The organism is Pseudomonas cichorii (assembly GCF_015471405.1).
Classification (GTDB): domain Bacteria; phylum Pseudomonadota; class Gammaproteobacteria; order Pseudomonadales; family Pseudomonadaceae; genus Aquipseudomonas; species Aquipseudomonas serbiensis.
The window spans coordinates 69623-88004 of record NZ_BLVZ01000001.1 but is presented as its reverse complement, the minus strand read 5'-3'; the positions used below and the strand labels follow the sequence as shown (position 1 = coordinate 88004).

At 58.0% G+C, this 18382-nt stretch carries 15 protein-coding genes; 7 read left to right on the top strand and 8 right to left on the bottom strand.

Annotation, left to right across the window (positions count from 1 at the left end; genetic code table 11):
- Positions 1-30: 30 nt before the first annotated feature.
- The 3 genes from JL015_RS00350 to JL015_RS00340 are packed head-to-tail and all read left to right on the top strand — an operon-like array spanning position 31 to position 2956.
- Positions 31-1251, top strand: coding sequence for a putative DNA modification/repair radical SAM protein (locus JL015_RS00350; RefSeq protein ID WP_201000358.1), 1221 nt, complete (start codon positions 31-33; stop codon positions 1249-1251).
- Positions 1248-2081 carry a TIGR03915 family putative DNA repair protein gene (locus tag JL015_RS00345; RefSeq protein ID WP_201000357.1) on the top strand — a complete coding sequence of 278 codons (834 nt, stop codon included), beginning with the start codon at positions 1248-1250 and terminating at the stop codon, positions 2079-2081. Before JL015_RS00350 ends, JL015_RS00345 begins: the two co-directional genes overlap by 4 nt.
- A 47-nt stretch (positions 2082-2128) precedes the next feature.
- Positions 2129-2956, top strand: coding sequence for an NAD-dependent protein deacetylase (locus JL015_RS00340; RefSeq protein ID WP_201016944.1), 828 nt, complete (start codon positions 2129-2131; stop codon positions 2954-2956).
- A 6-nt stretch (positions 2957-2962) separates the two neighbouring features.
- Here JL015_RS00340 and JL015_RS00335 read toward each other — a convergent pair whose 3' ends face one another.
- Positions 2963-3256 carry a YciI family protein gene (locus JL015_RS00335; RefSeq protein WP_201016943.1) on the bottom strand — a complete coding sequence of 98 codons (294 nt, stop codon included), beginning with the start codon at positions 3254-3256 and terminating at the stop codon, positions 2963-2965.
- 75 nt (positions 3257-3331) lie between these two features.
- A complete protein-coding gene (locus JL015_RS00330; RefSeq protein WP_201016942.1) occupies positions 3332-4135 on the bottom strand; it encodes an SDR family NAD(P)-dependent oxidoreductase in 804 nt (267 codons plus the stop codon).
- Between the two features lie 194 nt (positions 4136-4329).
- On the opposite strand from JL015_RS00330, the gene JL015_RS00325 reads away from it, so the two are divergent.
- Positions 4330-4767, top strand: a complete 438-nt coding sequence (locus JL015_RS00325) for a winged helix-turn-helix transcriptional regulator (protein WP_201016941.1) — start codon at positions 4330-4332, stop codon at positions 4765-4767.
- 11 nt (positions 4768-4778) lie between these two features.
- Here JL015_RS00325 and JL015_RS00320 read toward each other — a convergent pair whose 3' ends face one another.
- Positions 4779-7148 carry a DNA polymerase II gene (locus JL015_RS00320; protein ID WP_201016940.1) on the bottom strand — a complete coding sequence of 790 codons (2370 nt, stop codon included), beginning with the start codon at positions 7146-7148 and terminating at the stop codon, positions 4779-4781.
- 114 nt (positions 7149-7262) lie between these two features.
- Complete coding sequence (locus JL015_RS00315) at positions 7263-7718, bottom strand: hypothetical protein (RefSeq protein WP_201016939.1); 456 nt, start codon at positions 7716-7718, stop codon at positions 7263-7265.
- 256 nt (positions 7719-7974) lie between these two features.
- Between JL015_RS00315 and JL015_RS00310 the strand changes: the two genes are divergently transcribed.
- Both JL015_RS00310 and JL015_RS00305 read left to right on the top strand, forming a co-directional pair.
- Positions 7975-10479, top strand: coding sequence for a TonB-dependent siderophore receptor (locus tag JL015_RS00310; RefSeq protein WP_201016938.1), 2505 nt, complete (start codon positions 7975-7977; stop codon positions 10477-10479).
- A 139-nt stretch (positions 10480-10618) separates the two neighbouring features.
- Positions 10619-11059 (top strand): CBS domain-containing protein, encoded by a 441-nt coding sequence (locus tag JL015_RS00305; protein WP_201000349.1) that lies wholly within the window; start codon positions 10619-10621, stop codon positions 11057-11059.
- Between the two features lie 53 nt (positions 11060-11112).
- On the opposite strand, the gene JL015_RS00300 is transcribed toward JL015_RS00305, so the two are convergent.
- Positions 11113-11643, bottom strand: coding sequence for a DUF4174 domain-containing protein (locus tag JL015_RS00300; RefSeq protein ID WP_201016937.1), 531 nt, complete (start codon positions 11641-11643; stop codon positions 11113-11115).
- 114 nt (positions 11644-11757) lie between these two features.
- Entirely contained in the window at positions 11758-12960 is a 1203-nt protein-coding gene (locus JL015_RS00295; RefSeq protein ID WP_201016936.1) for an aspartate aminotransferase family protein, read from the bottom strand.
- Between the two features lie 103 nt (positions 12961-13063).
- Between JL015_RS00295 and JL015_RS00290 the strand changes: the two genes are divergently transcribed.
- A complete protein-coding gene (locus JL015_RS00290) occupies positions 13064-13981 on the top strand; it encodes a LysR family transcriptional regulator (RefSeq protein ID WP_201016935.1) in 918 nt (305 codons plus the stop codon).
- 35 nt (positions 13982-14016) lie between these two features.
- Here the strand turns inward: JL015_RS00290 and tssM are convergent, their stop codons facing one another.
- Positions 14017-17514 carry a type VI secretion system membrane subunit TssM gene (gene tssM / locus JL015_RS00285; protein WP_201016934.1) on the bottom strand — a complete coding sequence of 1166 codons (3498 nt, stop codon included), beginning with the start codon at positions 17512-17514 and terminating at the stop codon, positions 14017-14019.
- Complete coding sequence (icmH, locus tag JL015_RS00280; RefSeq protein WP_201016933.1) at positions 17514-18380, bottom strand: type IVB secretion system protein IcmH/DotU; 867 nt, start codon at positions 18378-18380, stop codon at positions 17514-17516. Before icmH ends, tssM begins: the two co-directional genes overlap by 1 nt.
- Positions 18381-18382 lie beyond the last annotated feature (2 nt).

Genomic DNA, 18382 nt, shown 5'->3' with positions numbered 1-18382 from the left:
CTGTATATAAAAACAGTATCGGTATTTTTCATGCAGCTCATCGACAAGCTCAGCATTCTGGCAGACGCTGCCAAATACGATGCGTCGTGCGCCAGCAGCGGCGCTCCCAAGCGCAGTTCACAAGGCAAGACGGGACTTGGCTCGACTACCGGCATGGGCATTTGCCACAGCTTCACGCCCGATGGTCGCTGCGTCTCGCTGCTGAAAATCCTGCTGACCAACTTCTGCCTGTATGACTGCCAATACTGCGTCAACCGGCGCTCCAGCGATGTGCCCCGTGCTCGCTTCAGCCCTGAAGAAGTCGTCACCCTGACGCTGGATTTCTATCGACGCAACTGTGTCAGCGGGTTGTTCCTGAGTTCCGGCATCATCCGGTCCGCCGACTACACCATGGAGCAACTGGTGCAGGTCGCCCGGCTGCTGCGCGAGAAACACGAGTTTCGGGGCTATATCCACCTCAAGACCATCCCCGATGCCGATCCGGCGCTGATAGAACAAGCAGGCCTGTATGCCGATCGCCTGAGCGTGAATATCGAGCTGCCAACCGATGCCAGCCTGCAAACCCTGGCACCGGAAAAGGACGTGGCCTCCATCAAGCTGGCCATGAAAACCATCCACACCGGCGAGCAGACCGTGCTCAACGAGCCACGTGCCCCGCGTTTCGCACCCGCCGGGCAAAGTACCCAGATGATCGTGGGGGCCGACGCCACCGATGACAGCACCATCCTGCACAGTGCTCAGTCGCTCTACAGCAACTTCAAGTTGCGCCGGGTCTATTACTCGGCGTTCAGCCCGATCCCCAACAGCCCGAACAGCGTGCCACTGGCCGCACCGCCACTGCTGCGCGAACACCGCCTGTATCAGGCCGACTTTCTATTGCGCGGCTACGGTTTTACTGCCACTGAACTGCTCAATGGACCGGGCGATCTGGCGCTGGACATCGACCCCAAGCTGGCCTGGGCCTTGAGCAACCGTGCGGTCTTCCCGCTGGACCTGAACAACGCCGAACCGGCCCTGATCGCCCGTATTCCGGGCATCGGCATCCGCACCACCCAACGGCTGGTCGAACTGCGCAGGCAACGGCGCATTCGCTATGAGGACCTGACCCGGCTGCGCTGCGTCCTGGCCAAAGCCAGGCCGTTCATCATCACCAGCGATTACCATCCGTCCCAGGCCGACAGCAGCAGCGAACAACTGCATCACCAGTTGCGGGATAGGCCGCAACCTCAACAACTGGGGCTTTGGGGATGATCTGCCTGGATTGCGATGACCTGTTCGATACCTGGCGCCAGCAGGCACGCTGGCTGTTGAGCCATGAAATCGATCCCAGCCGGGTCAGCTGGAAGGCTGGCAGCGCTGCGGATCTTTTCTCCAGCGATGAAGATATCCCGCAGCAACAAGGGCCGTTTCAGGCGCGCGTACCGCTGGAGTTGCTGCATTTGCTGCAAAGCGCGGCCTGCTATCGGGGCGATCAGCGCTGGAGCCTGTTGTATGAAGTGTTGTGGCGGGTCAGCCATGGCGACCGGACCGCCATGCTGGCGGGTGACAAGCTGGGCAGCGAACTGCATCGACGCCTCAAGACCATTGGCCGTGAGGCCCATCACCTGCATGCCTTCCTGCGCTTTGTGGCACTTCCTGCCTCAAGCGAAGCCTGCGATCTGCTACAACCCGAATACGTGGCCTGGCACGAACCGGCCCATGACATTCTGGAAAGCGCCAGCCAGCACTTCATCGGCCGCATGGGCCAGCATCGCTGGATGATCGCCACCCCAAGAGACGGGGTTTATTACGATGGCACACAACTGATCCATGAACGGCGCTGCCCCGAGGTCTGGCAAAAGCTGGCCCGTCAGGTAGAAGACCCCCACGGCGATCTGTGGCTGACCTATTACAGCCACATCTTCAACCCCGCACGCCTGAACCCCAAGGTCATGCAAGGTCATATGCCTTCGCGCTTCTGGAAAACCCTGCCTGAAGGCCCGCTGATCCCCGCGCTGATCACCCAGGCCAGAACCGGCAAACAAAAGGATGGTCAGGCCAGTGATATTGGAGCAAGGCCTGGTAAAAGGATTGGCCGGTAAACGATTGGTGGTAACCTCGACCTGAACCCTCCGTTAGAGGTCCGACGATGCTGGACAACACGATCCGCGACCTGCTCCAGACCCTGACCGACAGGCCGCTCCTTGCCCTGACCGGCGCAGGCATCAGCACGGCGTCGGGCATTCCCGACTATCGCGACAAGGATGGCGTGCGGCGTGGCAAGCAGCCGATGATGTATCAGGAATTCCTCAAGGAACACAGCGCACGACAGCGTTACTGGGCGCGGGCGATGCTCGGTTGGCCGCGTATCCGCAAGGCTGAGCCCAATGCCGCGCACCGGGCATTGGCGAGTTTGCAGGCCAGTGGCAACATCAGCGGGCTCATTACCCAGAACGTCGATGCGCTCCACGATCAGGCGGGAAGCCATGGCGTGATCGAGTTGCATGGCAGCCTGCATCGCGTCTATTGCCTGGACTGCCATCAACGCAATGACCGCGCCACGATCCAGGACATCATGCTCGCGCAGAACCCTTATCTCTCCGGGGTCGACGCCATACAAGCGCCTGATGGCGACACCCTGCTGGACTCGTCTTTCGAGGCTGACTTTCAGGTACCCCATTGCCCGCATTGCGATGGCCAGCGGCTGAAGCCGGACGTGGTGTTCTTTGGTGAAAACGTCGCAACCTATACTGCCGCCAAAGCCACGCAAAGTGTCGAGCAGGCCGATGGACTGCTGGTGGTCGGCACCTCATTGATGGCCTGGTCGGCATTTCGGTTGTGCAAGGCGATGGTCGAACAGGGCAAACCCGTCATTGCGATCAATCAGGGCAAGACCCGTGCAGACGATTTGCTACACATGAAGATCGAGGCTTCGTGCGAGCAGGTATTGCCGATGCTGGTAGAGCGTTTGCTTTAGTTGTGATCAGCGGGCCTTCAAATGAAGCATGGTGTAATGTTCGTAGTGGCCGACCCCGTTCTTTACAATAGGATCTTCGGCAGTAAAAGCCGCAATATCCTGATCATCGGCAATCTGATAAAGCGAAACACCATAACCACCGCTTTCATCGATGACCGGGCCGTGTGCAACAATCACATTATCTTCAAGCAGCGCATTCAGATACTCGCCATGCTGTTTCATCCATTGCTGCTCATCGGCCGTCATGGTTGCCAGAAAATCCGCACGCGGAGGAATGAACTTACACAAGTAATACTTCATGATCAGATACTCTCAGGAATAATACTCAAGGGCGAAGCTTCCATGCTTCCCGCTCTTTGACTTCGACTCTATTGTTCAAGCTGTTTTAACGCTTTTCAGGATCGCGCTTTCAAACATCCTGGGCACATAGTTTTGCAGGAAAAGAATCATGCGGGTCATCTTGCCCACAGGGTTACTGAATCCTGGCTCTTTGGCGTGGATCAGACGGGTAATGGTCTTGACAACCTTGTCGGGAGCCTCAGCGCCGTCGATACCTTTCTGCGTCGCAGCCCTCACTTGCGTGCGGTATGCGTTGTAATCCGGGATGAAGGTGTCTTCTGCGGTGACGGCGTTGTGGCCAAGGTTGGTCTTGAACCAGACCGGCTCAACCATGCTGACCTTGATGTTGAACGGGTTCAACTCGAAACGCAGGGATTTGAAATAGCCCTGTACGGCATGCTTCGACGCCGTGTAGTAAGACAGATTGGGTGGCCCGATCAAACCGACAATCGAACTGACGGTGATAATCCTGCCCTGCTTCTGCGCCCTGAAATGCGGCAAAAGGGCATTTGTGACTTTCACTGTTCCCCAGAAGTTTGTTTCCAGTTGCTGACGTCCCAATTCGACGGGTGTTTCTTCTGCAATGCCCGTGACCATATAACCGGCGTTATTGACCAATACATCCAGTTGCCGGGTATGCTGAAACAACTCCGTCACAAAAGACTTTATCGAATGATCATCATCGATATCGAGCTTCAAGAGTTTGAACGGAACCTGAGCTGCATACTTGTGCGGCTCGCGACTCGTGCCGATAACATTGAAGCCTTGTTGATAAAGCTGTCTGGCGAGCAATAGCCCAAAACCAGATGATGCGCCTGTAATCAAAACTGTCTTGCTCATTTATCATTCCCCAAAGTCAAGGCGTTACTTGGCCACTCGCAGTAAAGTTGCGATTCAGCCGTTGGCATACGCGCACCGGAAACTGTGCGATCAACGTGGACGATATTGCTTCGCCCCTCCAGCCCCTTTGCGGGTGGACTCGGTACGGAAGAAATGCTAGTATCGTTTCAGTACCTAGTCAATACTGAAATGATATGAACTCAAAAAACACTACCGAAAGCACCTGCCCCATCGCCCGAAGCCTCGCTTGCATAGGTGATGCCTGGAGCATGCTGATCCTTCGCGATGCCAATGCTGGCCTGACGCGCTTTGACCAGTTCAAGAAGAGCCTGGGGATCGCCCCGACCATGCTCACCAAGCGTCTTGCGACGCTAACGGACGAGAAACTGCTGGAGAAACGCCTGTATTCTGAGCGCCCGCCACGAGAGGAATATGTCTTGACCGAGGCCGGAAGAGACTACTTGCCGGTGCTGTTCATGATCGGCGCCTGGGGCAAGAAGCATCGAGGTGAAGGCGATCTGACGCGCTTTCTGGATGCCGAGACGGGCATCGATATAAAACCTGTTGCGATTGATAGCGTGAGCGGCGCAGAAATCGGGACCCGCGCAATCCGTATTGAAATTCCGGAATGAACCAGCCGTAATCAGAAGTCAAAACTGAGCTGATCCAGACTCTGCAAGTCGATGGTTCGGGACAGCACAAACGGCAGAATTGCGTCAGCCAAGGGTTGCAGTTGCTTGCTGACGTAATGGTCGTAATCGATAGGCGCGGTACGAATCTCCAGGGGCTCTGGCCCGGCGACACTTATCACATAGCTGATCCAGCCACCGTTCTGATACTGGCGCGGTCGGCCCTGACGGTCGTTGTACTCATCGGCAAGACGCGCCGCCCGCACATGGGGCGGGACGTTGCGTTGGTAGTCATCCAGCTTGCGACGCAACCGCTTGCGATAAATCAGCAAGTCATCGAGTTCGCCGGCCAGAGTGCGGCGTACATACTCACGCACATAATCCTGATAAGGCTGGCGCTTGAAGATCCGCAAGTACAGCTCCTGCTGAAACTGCTGCGCCAGCGGCGACCAGTCGGTGCGTACGGTTTCCAGCCCTTTGTAGACCATTTCCTCGCTGCCGTCGGCACGAGTCACCAACCCGGCATAACGCTTCTTGCTGCCCTCCTCGGCGCCCCGAATGGTCGGCATCAGAAAACGGCGAAAATGCGTTTCATATTGCAACTCAAGGGCACTTTGCAGACCGTACTCGTTGTGCAGATGCTCACGCCACCACTGGTTGACATGCTTGACCAGCGCCCGGCCGATATCCGCGGCTTCCTCCTGCTCGTGCGGACGTCCCAGCCAGACGAAGGTTGAATCGGTGTCGCCGTAGATCACCGTGTAGCCCTGAGCCTGGATCAGTTCACGGGTCTTGAGCATGATTTCATGGCCACGCATGGTGATCGACGACGCCAGGCGCGGGTCGAAAAAGCGACAACCGCTCGACCCCAACACGCCATAGAAAGCGTTCATGATGATCTTCAACGCCTGGGACAGCGGCGCATTCTGTTCGCGCTTGGCGGTTTCACGACCTTGCCAGACACGCTCGACAATGGACGGCAGGCTATGCCGCGTACGGGAAAAACGCGCCCCGCGAAAGCCCGGTACGGAATGCTCGTCATCCGGCTGACGCATACCCTCGACAAGCCCCACGGGGTCGATCAGGAAAGAGCGGATGATCGACGGATACAGGCTCTTGTAATCCAGCACCAGCACAGACTCATACAGACCGGGCCGGGAGTCCATGACAAAGCCACCGGGGCTGGCTTCCGGCAGGCGCTCGCCGAGATTGGGGGCAACAAAGCCCTGGCGGTGCATCAGCGGGATATACAAATGGCAGAACGCGGCAACCGAACCACCGCTGCGGTCGGCGGGCAAGCCGGTCACCGTGGCGCGCTCCAGCAGGAAGGTCAGCAACTCGGTCCTGGCGAAGATCCGTGTCACCAGTTCGCAGTCCTTGATGTTGTAGCGGGCCAGCGCCGGCTTGTCCTCGGCGAACATCCGGTTTATTTCGTCCATGCGCTGATACGGCGTATCAATGGCCTTGCCTTCGCCCAGCAGAGTCTGCGCCACGTTTTCAAGGCTGAACGACGGAAAGCTCCAGGTTGCGGAGCGCAGCGCTTCAATACCGTCGATCACCAGACGGCCGCCGATATCGGCAAAGTAATGATTATTGCGGCTGCCATGCTCGCGCCAGCCCATGGGCTCGTTGTCACGCCCCAGCATCAGAGGAACCTGCAGGCGCTTGGCATGCTCATGCAGGACTCGCAGGTCGAACTGCACCACATTCCAGCCGATGATCGCATCCGGATCATGGAGGGCCATCCACTGGTTCAGCCTCTCCAGCAACTGTGCGCGGGTGTCGCAATATTCCAGTTGAAAATCCAGCGCTTCATTGCCGCCGTTGGCTGGCCCCAGCATGTAGACCTGGCGCTGCCCGCAGCCTTCCAGGGCAATCGAATACAGCTCACCCCTGGCCGTGGTTTCGATATCCAGCGACACCAGTTTCAACTGCGGACGATAAGTCGGGTCGGGTTTGATATGGGCATCGCACAACACGCCATCGGCATCGGGCGTACCACCGAACAGCACCGGAGCCGTGATGAAGCGCTCCATCAGGTAGCGTTCCGGGGGGCGGATGTCGGCTTCATAGACATCCACATTGCCCTTGCGCAACAGCTTCTCGATGTTCATCAACTGCCGATGCTGCTGGCAATAGACACCCAGCACCGGACGATGCCGGAAATCACAGAGCGCCAGCGGACGCAGCTCCACACCACGCTCGCTGCGCAGCAACGCCTTGGCCCGCTCGCTCTGCTCGGCGGGCACAAAAGCGACGGAAGGCTGGCAAGGCAGGCGGATATGTCTGGGGCCGTGATCGGTGGCCAGCCAGAAGTCGACTTCAGTCCCGGCAGGCGTATCACGCCAGTGTCGGCTCAGGATAAAGCCCTGCTGTAAATCCAACGTGCGGACCTCAAGAAAGTGTTTCAGAAGGTGATTCTACCCTTCTCGTACACATCGCGCCCGGCATAGCCCGGTTCGGGACATGTTCAATCCTGGCCGCACAAAGCTCATGGCTTATTTCATCCCGAGCAGCCCCCTGGCAATGCCCTGGCTCTCGGCACTCATGTTTTTTGAACTCATTGAGTTGTTCAGGGCGCTCATTGCATCCCCCAAAGCGGATTGCATGCTTCTTATCTCGATCGTCAACGTATCTCGTTTACGCTTGAGGTCGTCGTCAGACAACGTCTTGTCGCTTGCCAACTCCATCAGTTCCTGACTTTTCTCAGCAATTTTTTCCTGCAGCTTACGAATATTCTTCAGGGCCTCTTTGACGTCTTCGGGCAAGGGAGCCCGGTCAATGTCCGCGTATTTTTCACTTTCTAATTTTTCACGGCCTTCTTTGGAGATCTGAACCTGAACCGTAACGGGCGTAACGCTGGCACTGACCGAGTTTTCGGTCGCAACCACTGGCACTGAGCTGGCAATGTGCAGTTGCATTAGAGGCGTTTGGTCGGAAGATGCAATTTTCATTGGGGCCAGGCTCCGGAGCGATAACGTCTATTTATGCGCGAGGTATCGGCCAGGAAAGCCTTGGCTTTAGCAAGATGTGTCATATTTGTATCAAATCGTATCTACGCCGACATGAGGCACATGACAGGTGCCTGGAGCGCTACCTGATTTCCCGCCATGGCGCGCGCCAGATATAAATATTTCTCATTCCACTGTCCGTTTTCCCTTGGTGTACGTCAGGGCTAAGGAAACCCTCCATTTGCACCAAGGATCTTTCATGTCTCGCCCTGCCAGTTCGCTGCATCCATTGGCGTTCGCCACTCTCATGGCCTGCGCTGCGGTGCCTCTGCAAGCCGCCGAATCATCCGTGCCTGAGCAACAGGCCAGCGTTGTCAGCCATTTCTCGATCCCGGCCGGGGATTTGAGTGAAGCGCTCAATACTCTTGCGGAGCAAGCGCAACTGGTACTGGCATTTGACCCGGCTCTGACACGAGGCAAGCGCAGCAACGGGCTGCAGGGGCAATTCAGTACCCACGAGGCCATCAGCCGTTTGCTCAGCGGTACTGGCTTGCAGGCCCTGGCGTTATCGGCCAATCGCTATCGCATCGAGCCAGCGCCCGAACCCACTGAAGGAACAATGGAGCTGCAAGCCACCAGCATCATCGGAGCAACCCAGGCCGAGAGCGCCAGTGGCCCGGTTTCCGGCTATGTCGCGACCCGTGGCCGGACCGGAACCAAGACCGACACCGCGCTGATCGAAACGCCGCAGTCGATTTCGGTGGTCACGAAGGACCAGATGAAAGCCCAGGGTGCGGCGAGCCTCAATCAGATCCTGCGCTACAGCGCGGCGGTGGTGCCGGAGACCCGTGGCTCTACAGCCTCGCGACTCGACCAGATGAGCATCCGTGGTTTCTCTCCAGCGACCTATCTGGATGGCCTGCGCATGCCGGGTAACCGTGATGCGTCACCCCAGAAAGATGCTTTCGATCTGGAACGGGTCGAAGTGCTGCGCGGCCCCTCTTCCGTGCTGTACGGCCAGGCCAGCCCCAGCGGCGTGGTGAACATGGTCAGCAAGCTGCCGACCGAGACACCCTTTCGCGAAATCGGGCTCACTTACGGCAACTTCAACAAGAAGCGCACGACCTTCGACTTCGGCGGGCCGATTGACGATCAGGGGGTCTACTCCTATCGCGTGTCCGGGCTGTATGACGATGCCGACGGCCAGATCGAACATACCGAAACCCGCCGCCAATCGATTGCGACAGCCTTCACCTGGCGCCCGAATGAAGACACCTCGCTGACTTTTCTGGCGAACTATCAAAGTGATCCCAAAGGCGCATCTTATGGCTCGATGCCGGCTTACGGCTCATTGCTGGACAGCCCGACCGGGCGCAATATCGACGTGGACTTCTACGACGGAGAAAAGGACTTCGAGAAAAGCGACCGTGAGTATCACGCCGTCGGCTACCTGTTCGAGCATCACTTGAACGATGTCTGGACCTTTCGCCAGAACACCCGCTACCTGCGCAGCGAAGGTATCTATCAGAGTATCTACAACGGCACCGATGCCTTGCAGCCCGATTACCGCACCATGGGGCGCTACACCATCGGCAGCGATGTAAACATGGATTCCTACACTGTCGATAATCAACTCCAGGCCAAATTCAATACTGGCCCTGTGCAGCATACGGTGCTGTTCGGTGCCGATTATCAGAACACCAGTACCGACACCAAATCCGGGAGTGGCAATGGTCCGGCGCTGGACTTGTTCGACCCGGTGTACGGCAGCCCGATAACGCCCATCACCTACAGCACTGACGCGACCGCCCGCAGCCAGCAGAAAGGTCTGTATCTGCAAGAACAGTTGAAGTGGGACAAATGGGTATTGCTGATGGGTGGCCGCTACGACTGGGCTGACAGCACCAACAGTTCAAGACGGATAGCGACCGGCGTGAAAACCAAAAGCTCGGTGGAAAGTGAAGCCTTCACTGGGCGTCTGGGGCTGGTCTATCTGTTCGATAACGGCCTGGCGCCTTACATCAGCTATTCCGAATCCTTCGAGCCGCAATCGGGCACAGGCTTTGGCAACAGGCCTTTCGAGCCGACCGAGGGCAAGCAGTACGAGTTGGGCATCAAGTATCAGCCGCCGGGCAGCAACAGCTTCATCAGTGCCGCCATCTTCGATTTGCGACGCACCAATGTGCTGACTCCGGACCCGGTCGCGACCAATATCTGCAACGGTGCCCGCTGCCAGGTCCAGACGGGCGAAGTCCAGTCACGCGGCTTCGAGCTTGAAGGCAAGGCCAGCCTGAGCGACAACCTGGATATCACGGCGGCTTATGCCTATCTGGACAACCAGATCAGCAAGTCAAACAGCACAGTGCGGGTCCAGCCGGGGATCGTCGGCCAGGCCAATGGCCCGGCGCTGCCGGCTGAAGGCACAACCCCGCCAGCCATTCCGCGTCATACGGCCTCGGCATGGGTCGACTACACCTTTCGCGAGGGCAAGCTGAACGGCTTTGGCGTCGGTGGTGGTGCGCGTTATATCGGCTCGACCTGGGGTGATGAGGCCAACAGCCTGAAAGTGCCGGGCTACACCTTGTTCGACGCTGCGGCGCATTACGACATTCCAAACCTCTACAGCCCGATGGATAACCTGCGTCTGGCGCTGAATGTCTCCAACCTGGCCAACAAGGAATACATAGCGTCCTGCTATTACTATTCGTGGTGCTGGTACGGCGCGCAACGTACCGTGCAGGCCAGTGCGACCTATCGCTGGTAGATCATGCAAAAGGGGGCCTGGCATCCCCCTTTCACAAAGACTTGCCTGAATTCTCCGTTCCCGTGATTCTGTAGTGCCCTCAACCGAGGGCTACAATAATTCACGCAGTCTGTTCAGGTCCTCATTCACGGAGAGCCATATGAAAACCGTTGCCCAATTGCTGAAGCTCAAATCCGAACACAACCAGCAAGTGCATACCATCGGTCCCGATCAGATGGTGCTCGATGCACTCAGGCTGATGGCCGACAAGAATATCGGGGCATTGCCGGTCGTTGCAGGCGGTGTGGTTGTCGGGGTGGTCAGCGAGCGTGACTACGCACGCAAGATGATTCTCAAGGGACGCTCGTCTGTCGGCACGCCGGTCAGCGCCATCATGAGCAGCAAGGTCATCACGGTCGATTCACAACAGAGCGTGGAAACCTGCATGGGCATCATGACCGACAATCATCTTCGTCACCTGCCGGTAGTGGAAGACGGGCAGTTGCTGGGACTGTTGTCCATCGGTGACCTGGTCAAGGAAGCCATCGCGGAACAGGCCAGCCTTATCCAGCAGCTTGAGCAGTACATTCGAGGCGATTGAGCCTCAACAGAAAAAGGGTGGAGCTGACAACACAGCTCCACCCTGCTCTCTCATCAATCGTCCAGCGTCTTGCCTTGGGTCGCCTTGCCGGGTTTCGCAGCCTTTTCGGCAGGCGCCGGTTTGGCTTCCGGTTCCGGGGGCGGCGCGGCAGCTTCTTTTTCGCGCATCGGCATCTGATCGATGGTGGCGAAGATTTCCTTGGGATCGATTGCCCCGGATTTCTCGATCTTCTTCTCGCCATCCTTGCCCACAAGAATGACCTTGGTCTGTACACCCGCACCCAGCTTGAGTTCGCGTATCAAGGCCATGGTGGACTGGGCATCCATGGTTTTGCCGTTACGCTCACCGATGGTATTGACCACGGTATAGAGGACCATATTGCGCTGGGCGAATGCCTCGCGATTGGCGGGTTCATCAAGGGCCTTTTTCAGGCTGATCAGGGTGGGGTCGACCGTGCTGGGGGCAATGATGATCAACGGACGTGTCTTGCCGCGCTCCTGCGCCAGCGGAGCATCGCTGTCGGCCGCGAACGACGGACCGGCAGCGATCAGCAAGGTGGCGAGGGTCAGGGACCGGATAAGCATGGTGGGCTCCTTTCAAATCCATGGGGGGTGAGACTCATAATTCCCGCCTTTGTTCTACCGCATCTGCATCATCACGGTATAGCCCAGGATTCGCCTTTCCCTCAATCCGTTGCCTCAGGCACACCCCTGAATTGCACTGCGGTCGACGCTATCCAGTGTCTTGACGATGCCCTGCACGATCATTTCGACTTCTGCGCCATCAAGAATCAGCGGCGGTAAAAGGCGGATGGTCTTGCCTCTCGTCACATTGATCAACAAACCTTGCTGGCGGGCTGCAATCAAGGCCAGGTTAGAAATGGCTTGTTGCAGTTCAATTCCGATCATCAATCCCAGGCCACGAATGGCCAGTACCTCTGGGTGATCGCTCAGTTCTTCGCACAACCGCTCAAGCAAGTGCAGCCCTTGCTGACGAGCGTTCTGCACAAGATCCTGCTGCTCGATGATGTCCACCACAGTACAGGCGGCGCGGCAGGCCAGTGGATTACCACCAAAGGTGCTGCCATGACTGCCGGGTGTAAACAACCGGGCAGCCGGGCCTTTCGCCAGGCAGGCGCCGATGGGCACTCCATTGCCCAGGCCTTTGGCCAGGGTCATGACGTCGGGCACTATGCCTTCGTGCTGAAAGGCAAACCATTGCCCGGTACGCCCCATGCCCGTCTGGATTTCGTCGAGCATCAGCAACCAGTTGCGCCGTGTACAGCATTCACGCAAGGCTTTCAGATACCCATCTGGCGCGACCTGCACCCCGCCCTCACCTTGCACAGGCTCGACCAGCACGGCGGCGATGCGATGGCCATGGCTTTCACATATCCGGTCAAACGCTGCCAGATCCCCGAACGCAACCTTGATGAAATCCCCCGGTAAAGCGCTGAACCCCAGCCGCACGGCAGGCCCGTCACTCGCGGACAAGGTGCCCAGCGTGCGCCCGTGAAAAGCGTTTTCCATGACCACCACCAAGGGCTGATCAATGCCTTTGTGCCAGCCATGCAAACGGGCGAGCTTGAGTGCCGTTTCGTTGGCCTCAGCACCGGAATTGTTGAAAAACGCACGCTCCAGGCCCGATAACCGGGTCAGCTTGTGTGCCAATCGTTGCTGCCAATCAATGCTGTACAGATTGGAGGTATGCAACAGTAGGCCTGCCTGCTCGCTGATAGCGGCTACCAGCAAGGGATGAGAGTGGCCGACATTGGTCACCGCAACGCCTGCCACAGCGTCCAGATACTCGCGCCCTGCCTGATCCCACAGCCGGGTGCCCAGGCCACGGACAAAATTCAGGGCCAAGGGCTTGTAAGTGGTCATCAGGCAATCGGCGGTCATGGTGTAAAGCTCCAGGGTGGTCAGTCGTTTTTTGCAGTATCGTTAGCCACCAGAGCTGGATAAACACTGAAACCCTTCAATAATTTTAAACTTGGACTTGATAATGGATTTGTTCCAGGCAATGTCGGTGTACGTAAAAGTTGTGGAAGCAGGCAGCATGACCGGCGCCGCACAGGAGTGTTCGATTTCCACAACCATGGTCGGTAACCATCTTCGGGCGCTGGAACAGCGCCTCGGGGTCAGCCTGCTCAAGCGCACGACCCGGCGTCAGCGCCTGACAGAGTTCGGCACCGCCTATTACGAACGCTGCCTGGAGGTGCTGGGGCTGGTGGCCGCATCCGAACGACTGGCCGAACAGGCTCAGGGCGAACCCACCGGCACCTTGCGCATTACCGCGCCTTTGACGTTCGGTTCAGAGGTGCTGGCCCCGTCCTTGTGCGAGTTCTCTTTGCAGTTTCCCAAGGTCAAGCTGGATCTGGTCTTGACCAACCAGCGTCTGGACCTGCTCGACAACGGTTTCGATGCCGCCATCCGCATGGGCAGCGTTCCGGAAAACTCGCGTCTGATCGCAAGGCCCTTGCAGGACTACACACTGACCATCTGCGCATCACCGGATTACCTGGCCCGACGCGGCATGCCCCTTCGGCCGGAAGACCTGCAACTGCACGACTGCCTGGCCTTCGCCTACCCGGCCGGCGATGACTGGAGCGGTGTGGAAAAGCACTGGCGCCTGACCGGGCCGGAAGGTGAAGTCACGGTGGAGATAAGCGGCCCGATGGTGATGAACAGCTCGTCAGGCCTGTACCGCACGGCCAGGGTTGGCGCAGGCATCGTCATGCTTCCCGACGCTTTCGTGCAGCAGGACCTTCGCGACGGGCGACTGGTTGCGCTGCTGCCTGACTATCACTTGCCCAGCAGGCCCATGCATTTGATCTACTCACCGGATCGCTACCAACTACCCAAACTGCGCAGCTTTGTCGACTTCACCATGGAACGCTGGGGCAAGCAGGTGCCGGAATAAAACAAGGCCGGGCGGCAATTCCCGGCCTCAAAACATCAAAGCTGTGCCGGCATCCGGAATCTGCGCAATACCGAAACATCGAAAGGGTTCGCAGATCGCTGACCGAGCAACAGGTAATTGGCCCGCAGCCCACCCACATCGGCCTTGAGCACCAGCACATCCCGGCCTTTGAGGTATTCAACCTGCATCAGGTCGAGAAGCCGGAAAAACGACCATGGCCCGGTACTCTTCTCGATACCTATCGGGCGTTCTGTCATTCGCTCCAGCACCAGGCTGGCACGGCCGTCATCTGCATCGGTGGGCCACTTGAACGAGACCGGCACAATCGGGCCATGGCGATACTCCATCATCTGGTTGCCCAGACGAAACTCGGCACGGCTGACGGCCGGGTCCAGCGTGTAAGGCTCAAGCTTGAACTGCACCAGAGGTTCGTCGGGGTTTTCCGCAAAGAAACTCTTGCGAATGGTCTGCACACTGGCCATCTGATCGAGGTAGGCACGACTGGCAGGCAAGCCTGAACCATCAATGGTACGCAGGCGATAATGCCCCGGATCGCCACTTACAAAAGGCTTCATGTAACTGTCGAAAAACCGCTCGGCCAGCCCTTGCGCCTTGAAGAACTCGCGAAAGTCATTGATGGCGACATCGCTGCCACTATGAGCATGGAACGGATAGCGTTTATCGAGGGACTGCTCATAGAAACTGTACAGCTCATTCCTGTAGCGCTGGTTGATATAGCGATAAGCCTCACCCAGAACGAATGACCAGGTACTTTCGGCCAGGCCGTTGAACCATCCACCAACCGGCTGCGGCAACTGAGTGGATGCATTGCGCAGGTTGCTCAGTGCATCCCGTTGCCCCGACATGCGGGTTCGCGCCATCTCGAAAGCCAATAGCTCAGGCTGACCGGATCGCGCCAGACTGGCGAGTTGCAGTTGAACCTCGTTCAAAGCCTGGATCACCACAAGCAGATCCGCCGCCGGGCCGTTGTGTTCGTCCAGCAAGCGATGCAAAGGTTCAAAACGGCGCTGCAACGATTTCTTCGCAGTGTCCGGCAACACCGGGAGCAAGGCCGCTGCCGGCTCAACCGCAGCAGACGCCACTGCATTCAACACACCTTTCGGGGCAACTGCTGGCGCATCCACTACCGTTTCGGCTGCTGCTGCAAACTGGGTGTTATCGCGTACTTGCGTCAGCAGTTGCAGTAACGGCGAATTGGCTGATATCAGGCCTGAAACCTGAGTCGCGCCCTGCATGGGGCCGTCAAAAGGCTGCAATGAAACCTGCCCGACAGCCTCGCTCCAATGATTGGCATAATCACGGAAATACAGCTGCTCCAGCTCGACCATCAGGCTGCGCAGTTCCATGCCGTTCAGGCCTGCGCCGTCGCCCAGCACCCAATTGTCACGCAGGATGTCATTGACCGCGCCAACACCCTGGGTCACGAAGAACTGTTGGTAGCCTCGCCGGGTATAGAAACCGGGAATCGGGTATTGCGTGCCAACCAGAAGGCTGGCCTGGGTGCCGATATGTTGAGCAAGACGATAATCCCCAAGAGTGCGCGCCTGCTCGCGCAATACCCGATAGACGATAGTGGCCAGCGACTCGCTACGAAGCGCCTGACGGGCCTGGGCCACCAGCGCATCGTTGACGGGGTAAACGAAAGATTCTCTGAGCAGGCGCTCCAGATGGCCATTTAGCTCGTTTTGCTCCTGCGCCTGACCTGCATACCGCAGCGCCCAGTCCGCCGCCATCCTGTCTCGCAGCAAGGCTTGATCCCGACGCTGGGGCAAATACAACATCAGGTAAGCACGCAGGCTTTCCAGCAGTTGCTCACGGTCCTGCATGCTGGCCTGTATCTGCGCCTCCAGCGTCCGGGCCACACGAGGTAACAACAGGTTTTGCAGCTCCGCCTGATAGGCATCCATCAGCACACGATTGCTGGCCTCGCCTTGATAAAGGCCGCTGTACTCATGAAGTGATACCTCTTCTGGCGCGGGAAAAACCTGGGCGGCTGCATGGCTGAGGTTCAGAGGCTTGAGTATCGCCAGAGCATCGGCCTGCGTATTCAGGGCAGAACGCTGCTGTGTCCACTGCTGCGCCAGATGGCGAATGCTCTCCAGGCGATCATGATTGGTGGCAAAACCGTTCGCCCACAGCGCACCGAACAACGCCAATATCATCAGGGTAGCGCAATACAAGCCGCGACGCGCCCAATCCACTCGCCAGCGCTCGCCCTTGTCCATCATGGCCAGGGCCGCTTCGGGGAAAATGACCCGGCTCAACAGGTAACGAATGAAGCGTGCGCGCCCGGTGTGCATGCCTGGCAACACCTTGTTGTTGCCCGGCGCACTGTTGCCCTCCTCTGCACTGGCCTCTTGAACGCTTGCGAGCAGATGAGGCGCGCAGGTCAGATAGAAACCGCGCAGTTGCGTGGCGCGCTGATATCGACTCCCCGCAAAAGCCATCTCGGCAAACATGCACAGCCGATGCCCGATCAACCCGAACTGATCGGGAAACCCGAGCATTCGCCCACGCCGCTGAAGGTCATGCTCCTGGTGGATACGCATGATGACCTGGCTGCCCAGGCGTCGCAGCAGTTCTTCGAACTCGTGCTTGAGCACATCGGGGTCACTGCCTGGCTGATCCTTGCCGAACGTCGCGCCAAGCACCTGCTCGCCTTCTTCTCTGGATAGCTGGTCGAAAAACTCATCGAACCCCTGCAGCGAGTCGGCCTTGGTCAACACCAGATAAACCGGCACATCGACATGCAACTTGCGATACAACTCATCCAGACGGTTACGTACCGCTTCGGCGACCATCTCCAGACGGACTTCGTCATTCTCCAAAAGGATATCGACAGGCAACGTCACCAATACGCCATTGACCGGACAGGTCCGTCGACGGTTACGCAGCAGCCCCAGCAACGTAAGCCAGGCGCTGGCATCGACTTGCGGCGTGGCCTGCTCAAGGTATCGGCCCGGCGTATCGATAATCACCGCCTGATCGGCAAAGTACCAATCGCTGCTGGCGGTGCCTCGGGTATCACGGGTCAACTTGCGCCCGGTTTTATTGAGCGGAAACTCCAAGCCGGAAAAGTCCAGAAGGCTCGTCTTGCCACTCCCGGCAGGGCCGATCAACAGGTACCAGGGCAAACGCTCACCCTGACCGCCATACAGGCTGGAAAGCTTGATGACACGCAACGCATCCCTGAAACGTCCGGATAACTCCTTGTGCTCTTTTTCAATCAGGGCCTGCTGGCGAAGATGCTCCTGACCAGCCGTGTCGGCCTCCAGTTTCTTCCTGCCTGCTGCGCTGCGCCAACTGACGAAGACCATGCTCAGCCCCCACAGCAGAAACAACAGGCTCACGGACAAAAGACGGGACGTCGGGCTTTCCCAGAACTTGTGATCGGCCACCGCCAGAAACGGCCCCGCGAACCATATGCACAGCGCCAGAAACAACACGGACAGCAGCGTCCACACCCATGTCCGGCAAAACAGGGCTGCCATTTTCTTGAAGAGATTTTTCATTACATGTCTCTGTTTGCGGCGGAGGTCTTGGGTACTGCGGCGTGGATCTGACGATAGGGTTTGAGCACCATCTCGCGCTGCTCGGCCAGTACCCAGGCGAACCCCGAATACATCACTGTCAGGCTCACGAAGGTGAACACACCCACCAGCCACCAGGGAGCCGGGCGAATGGCCGGGCCCTGCTGGCCCTGCATTCCATGCCAGTTCGGCGATAGCTCTGAACAGACATCGCCGCGCAACTGCCGGATCTGCCGATAAAGGCCGTCACGAATCCCTTCCAGCTCGATGCTTCCGCGCTTCATGACCCGGTATTTGCCTTCAAACCCCAATGACAGGCACAGATACATCAACTCCAGCATGGGTAAATGCCGGGCCGGATTGCTCGATAAGCGCTCCAACAGAAGGAAGAACTTCTCACCGCCAAAGGTTTCCTGATGAAAACGACTCAGCAGGCTCATCGTCGACCATTCGCTGCCCCAACTTGTGGTCAGTACAGTTTCATCAATCACTGTACAAAGCACATAACGGGCAGCCAGCAGTTGATCGTTCTCTATGCCCTCCTGCCGGGCTCGGGCCTCGAAAAGCTTGATGTTCTGCGAAAGCCTTCGGTTCAGTGAGTGAAGTTCATCCGCCTCTGCGCCAAGTGCCAGCTTGACGATCTCCGCCAACAGATCACTCGCTGCCGTTACAAGAGGGTTGATGTTGATGCTGAACGTCTCGGCAGGCACCAGACGTGCCGTATAGCTCAGCCGCTCTTCGAGTTGCTCGAAACCTGACGGTCTGGCGAAGTCTGTCAGCCCGCCATGTCCGCTGTCCTGCTGATGAACCAGGTTGTCGTCCTGATCGCCTTGCATATCAATGCGCATGT

Excerpts from the sequence above, each read along its gene's own strand:
- JL015_RS00350 (WP_201000358.1), top strand. The coding sequence starts at position 31 with ATGCAGCTCATCGACAAGCTCAGCATTCTGGCAGACGCTGCCAAATAC.
- JL015_RS00345 (WP_201000357.1), top strand. The coding sequence starts at position 1,248 with ATGATCTGCCTGGATTGCGATGACCTGTTCGATACCTGGCGCCAGCAG.
- JL015_RS00340 (WP_201016944.1), top strand. The coding sequence starts at position 2,129 with ATGCTGGACAACACGATCCGCGACCTGCTCCAGACCCTGACCGACAGG.
- JL015_RS00335 (WP_201016943.1), bottom strand. The coding sequence starts at position 3,256 with ATGAAGTATTACTTGTGTAAGTTCATTCCTCCGCGTGCGGATTTTCTG.
- JL015_RS00330 (WP_201016942.1), bottom strand. The coding sequence starts at position 4,135 with ATGAGCAAGACAGTTTTGATTACAGGCGCATCATCTGGTTTTGGGCTA.
- JL015_RS00325 (WP_201016941.1), top strand. The coding sequence starts at position 4,330 with ATGAACTCAAAAAACACTACCGAAAGCACCTGCCCCATCGCCCGAAGC.
- JL015_RS00315 (WP_201016939.1), bottom strand. The coding sequence starts at position 7,718 with ATGAAAATTGCATCTTCCGACCAAACGCCTCTAATGCAACTGCACATT.
- JL015_RS00310 (WP_201016938.1), top strand. The coding sequence starts at position 7,975 with ATGTCTCGCCCTGCCAGTTCGCTGCATCCATTGGCGTTCGCCACTCTC.
- JL015_RS00305 (WP_201000349.1), top strand. The coding sequence starts at position 10,619 with ATGAAAACCGTTGCCCAATTGCTGAAGCTCAAATCCGAACACAACCAG.
- JL015_RS00300 (WP_201016937.1), bottom strand. The coding sequence starts at position 11,643 with ATGCTTATCCGGTCCCTGACCCTCGCCACCTTGCTGATCGCTGCCGGT.
- JL015_RS00295 (WP_201016936.1), bottom strand. The coding sequence starts at position 12,960 with ATGACCGCCGATTGCCTGATGACCACTTACAAGCCCTTGGCCCTGAAT.
- JL015_RS00290 (WP_201016935.1), top strand. The coding sequence starts at position 13,064 with ATGGATTTGTTCCAGGCAATGTCGGTGTACGTAAAAGTTGTGGAAGCA.
- tssM (WP_201016934.1), bottom strand. The coding sequence starts at position 17,514 with ATGAAAAATCTCTTCAAGAAAATGGCAGCCCTGTTTTGCCGGACATGG.
- icmH (WP_201016933.1), bottom strand. The coding sequence starts at position 18,380 with ATGCGCATTGATATGCAAGGCGATCAGGACGACAACCTGGTTCATCAG.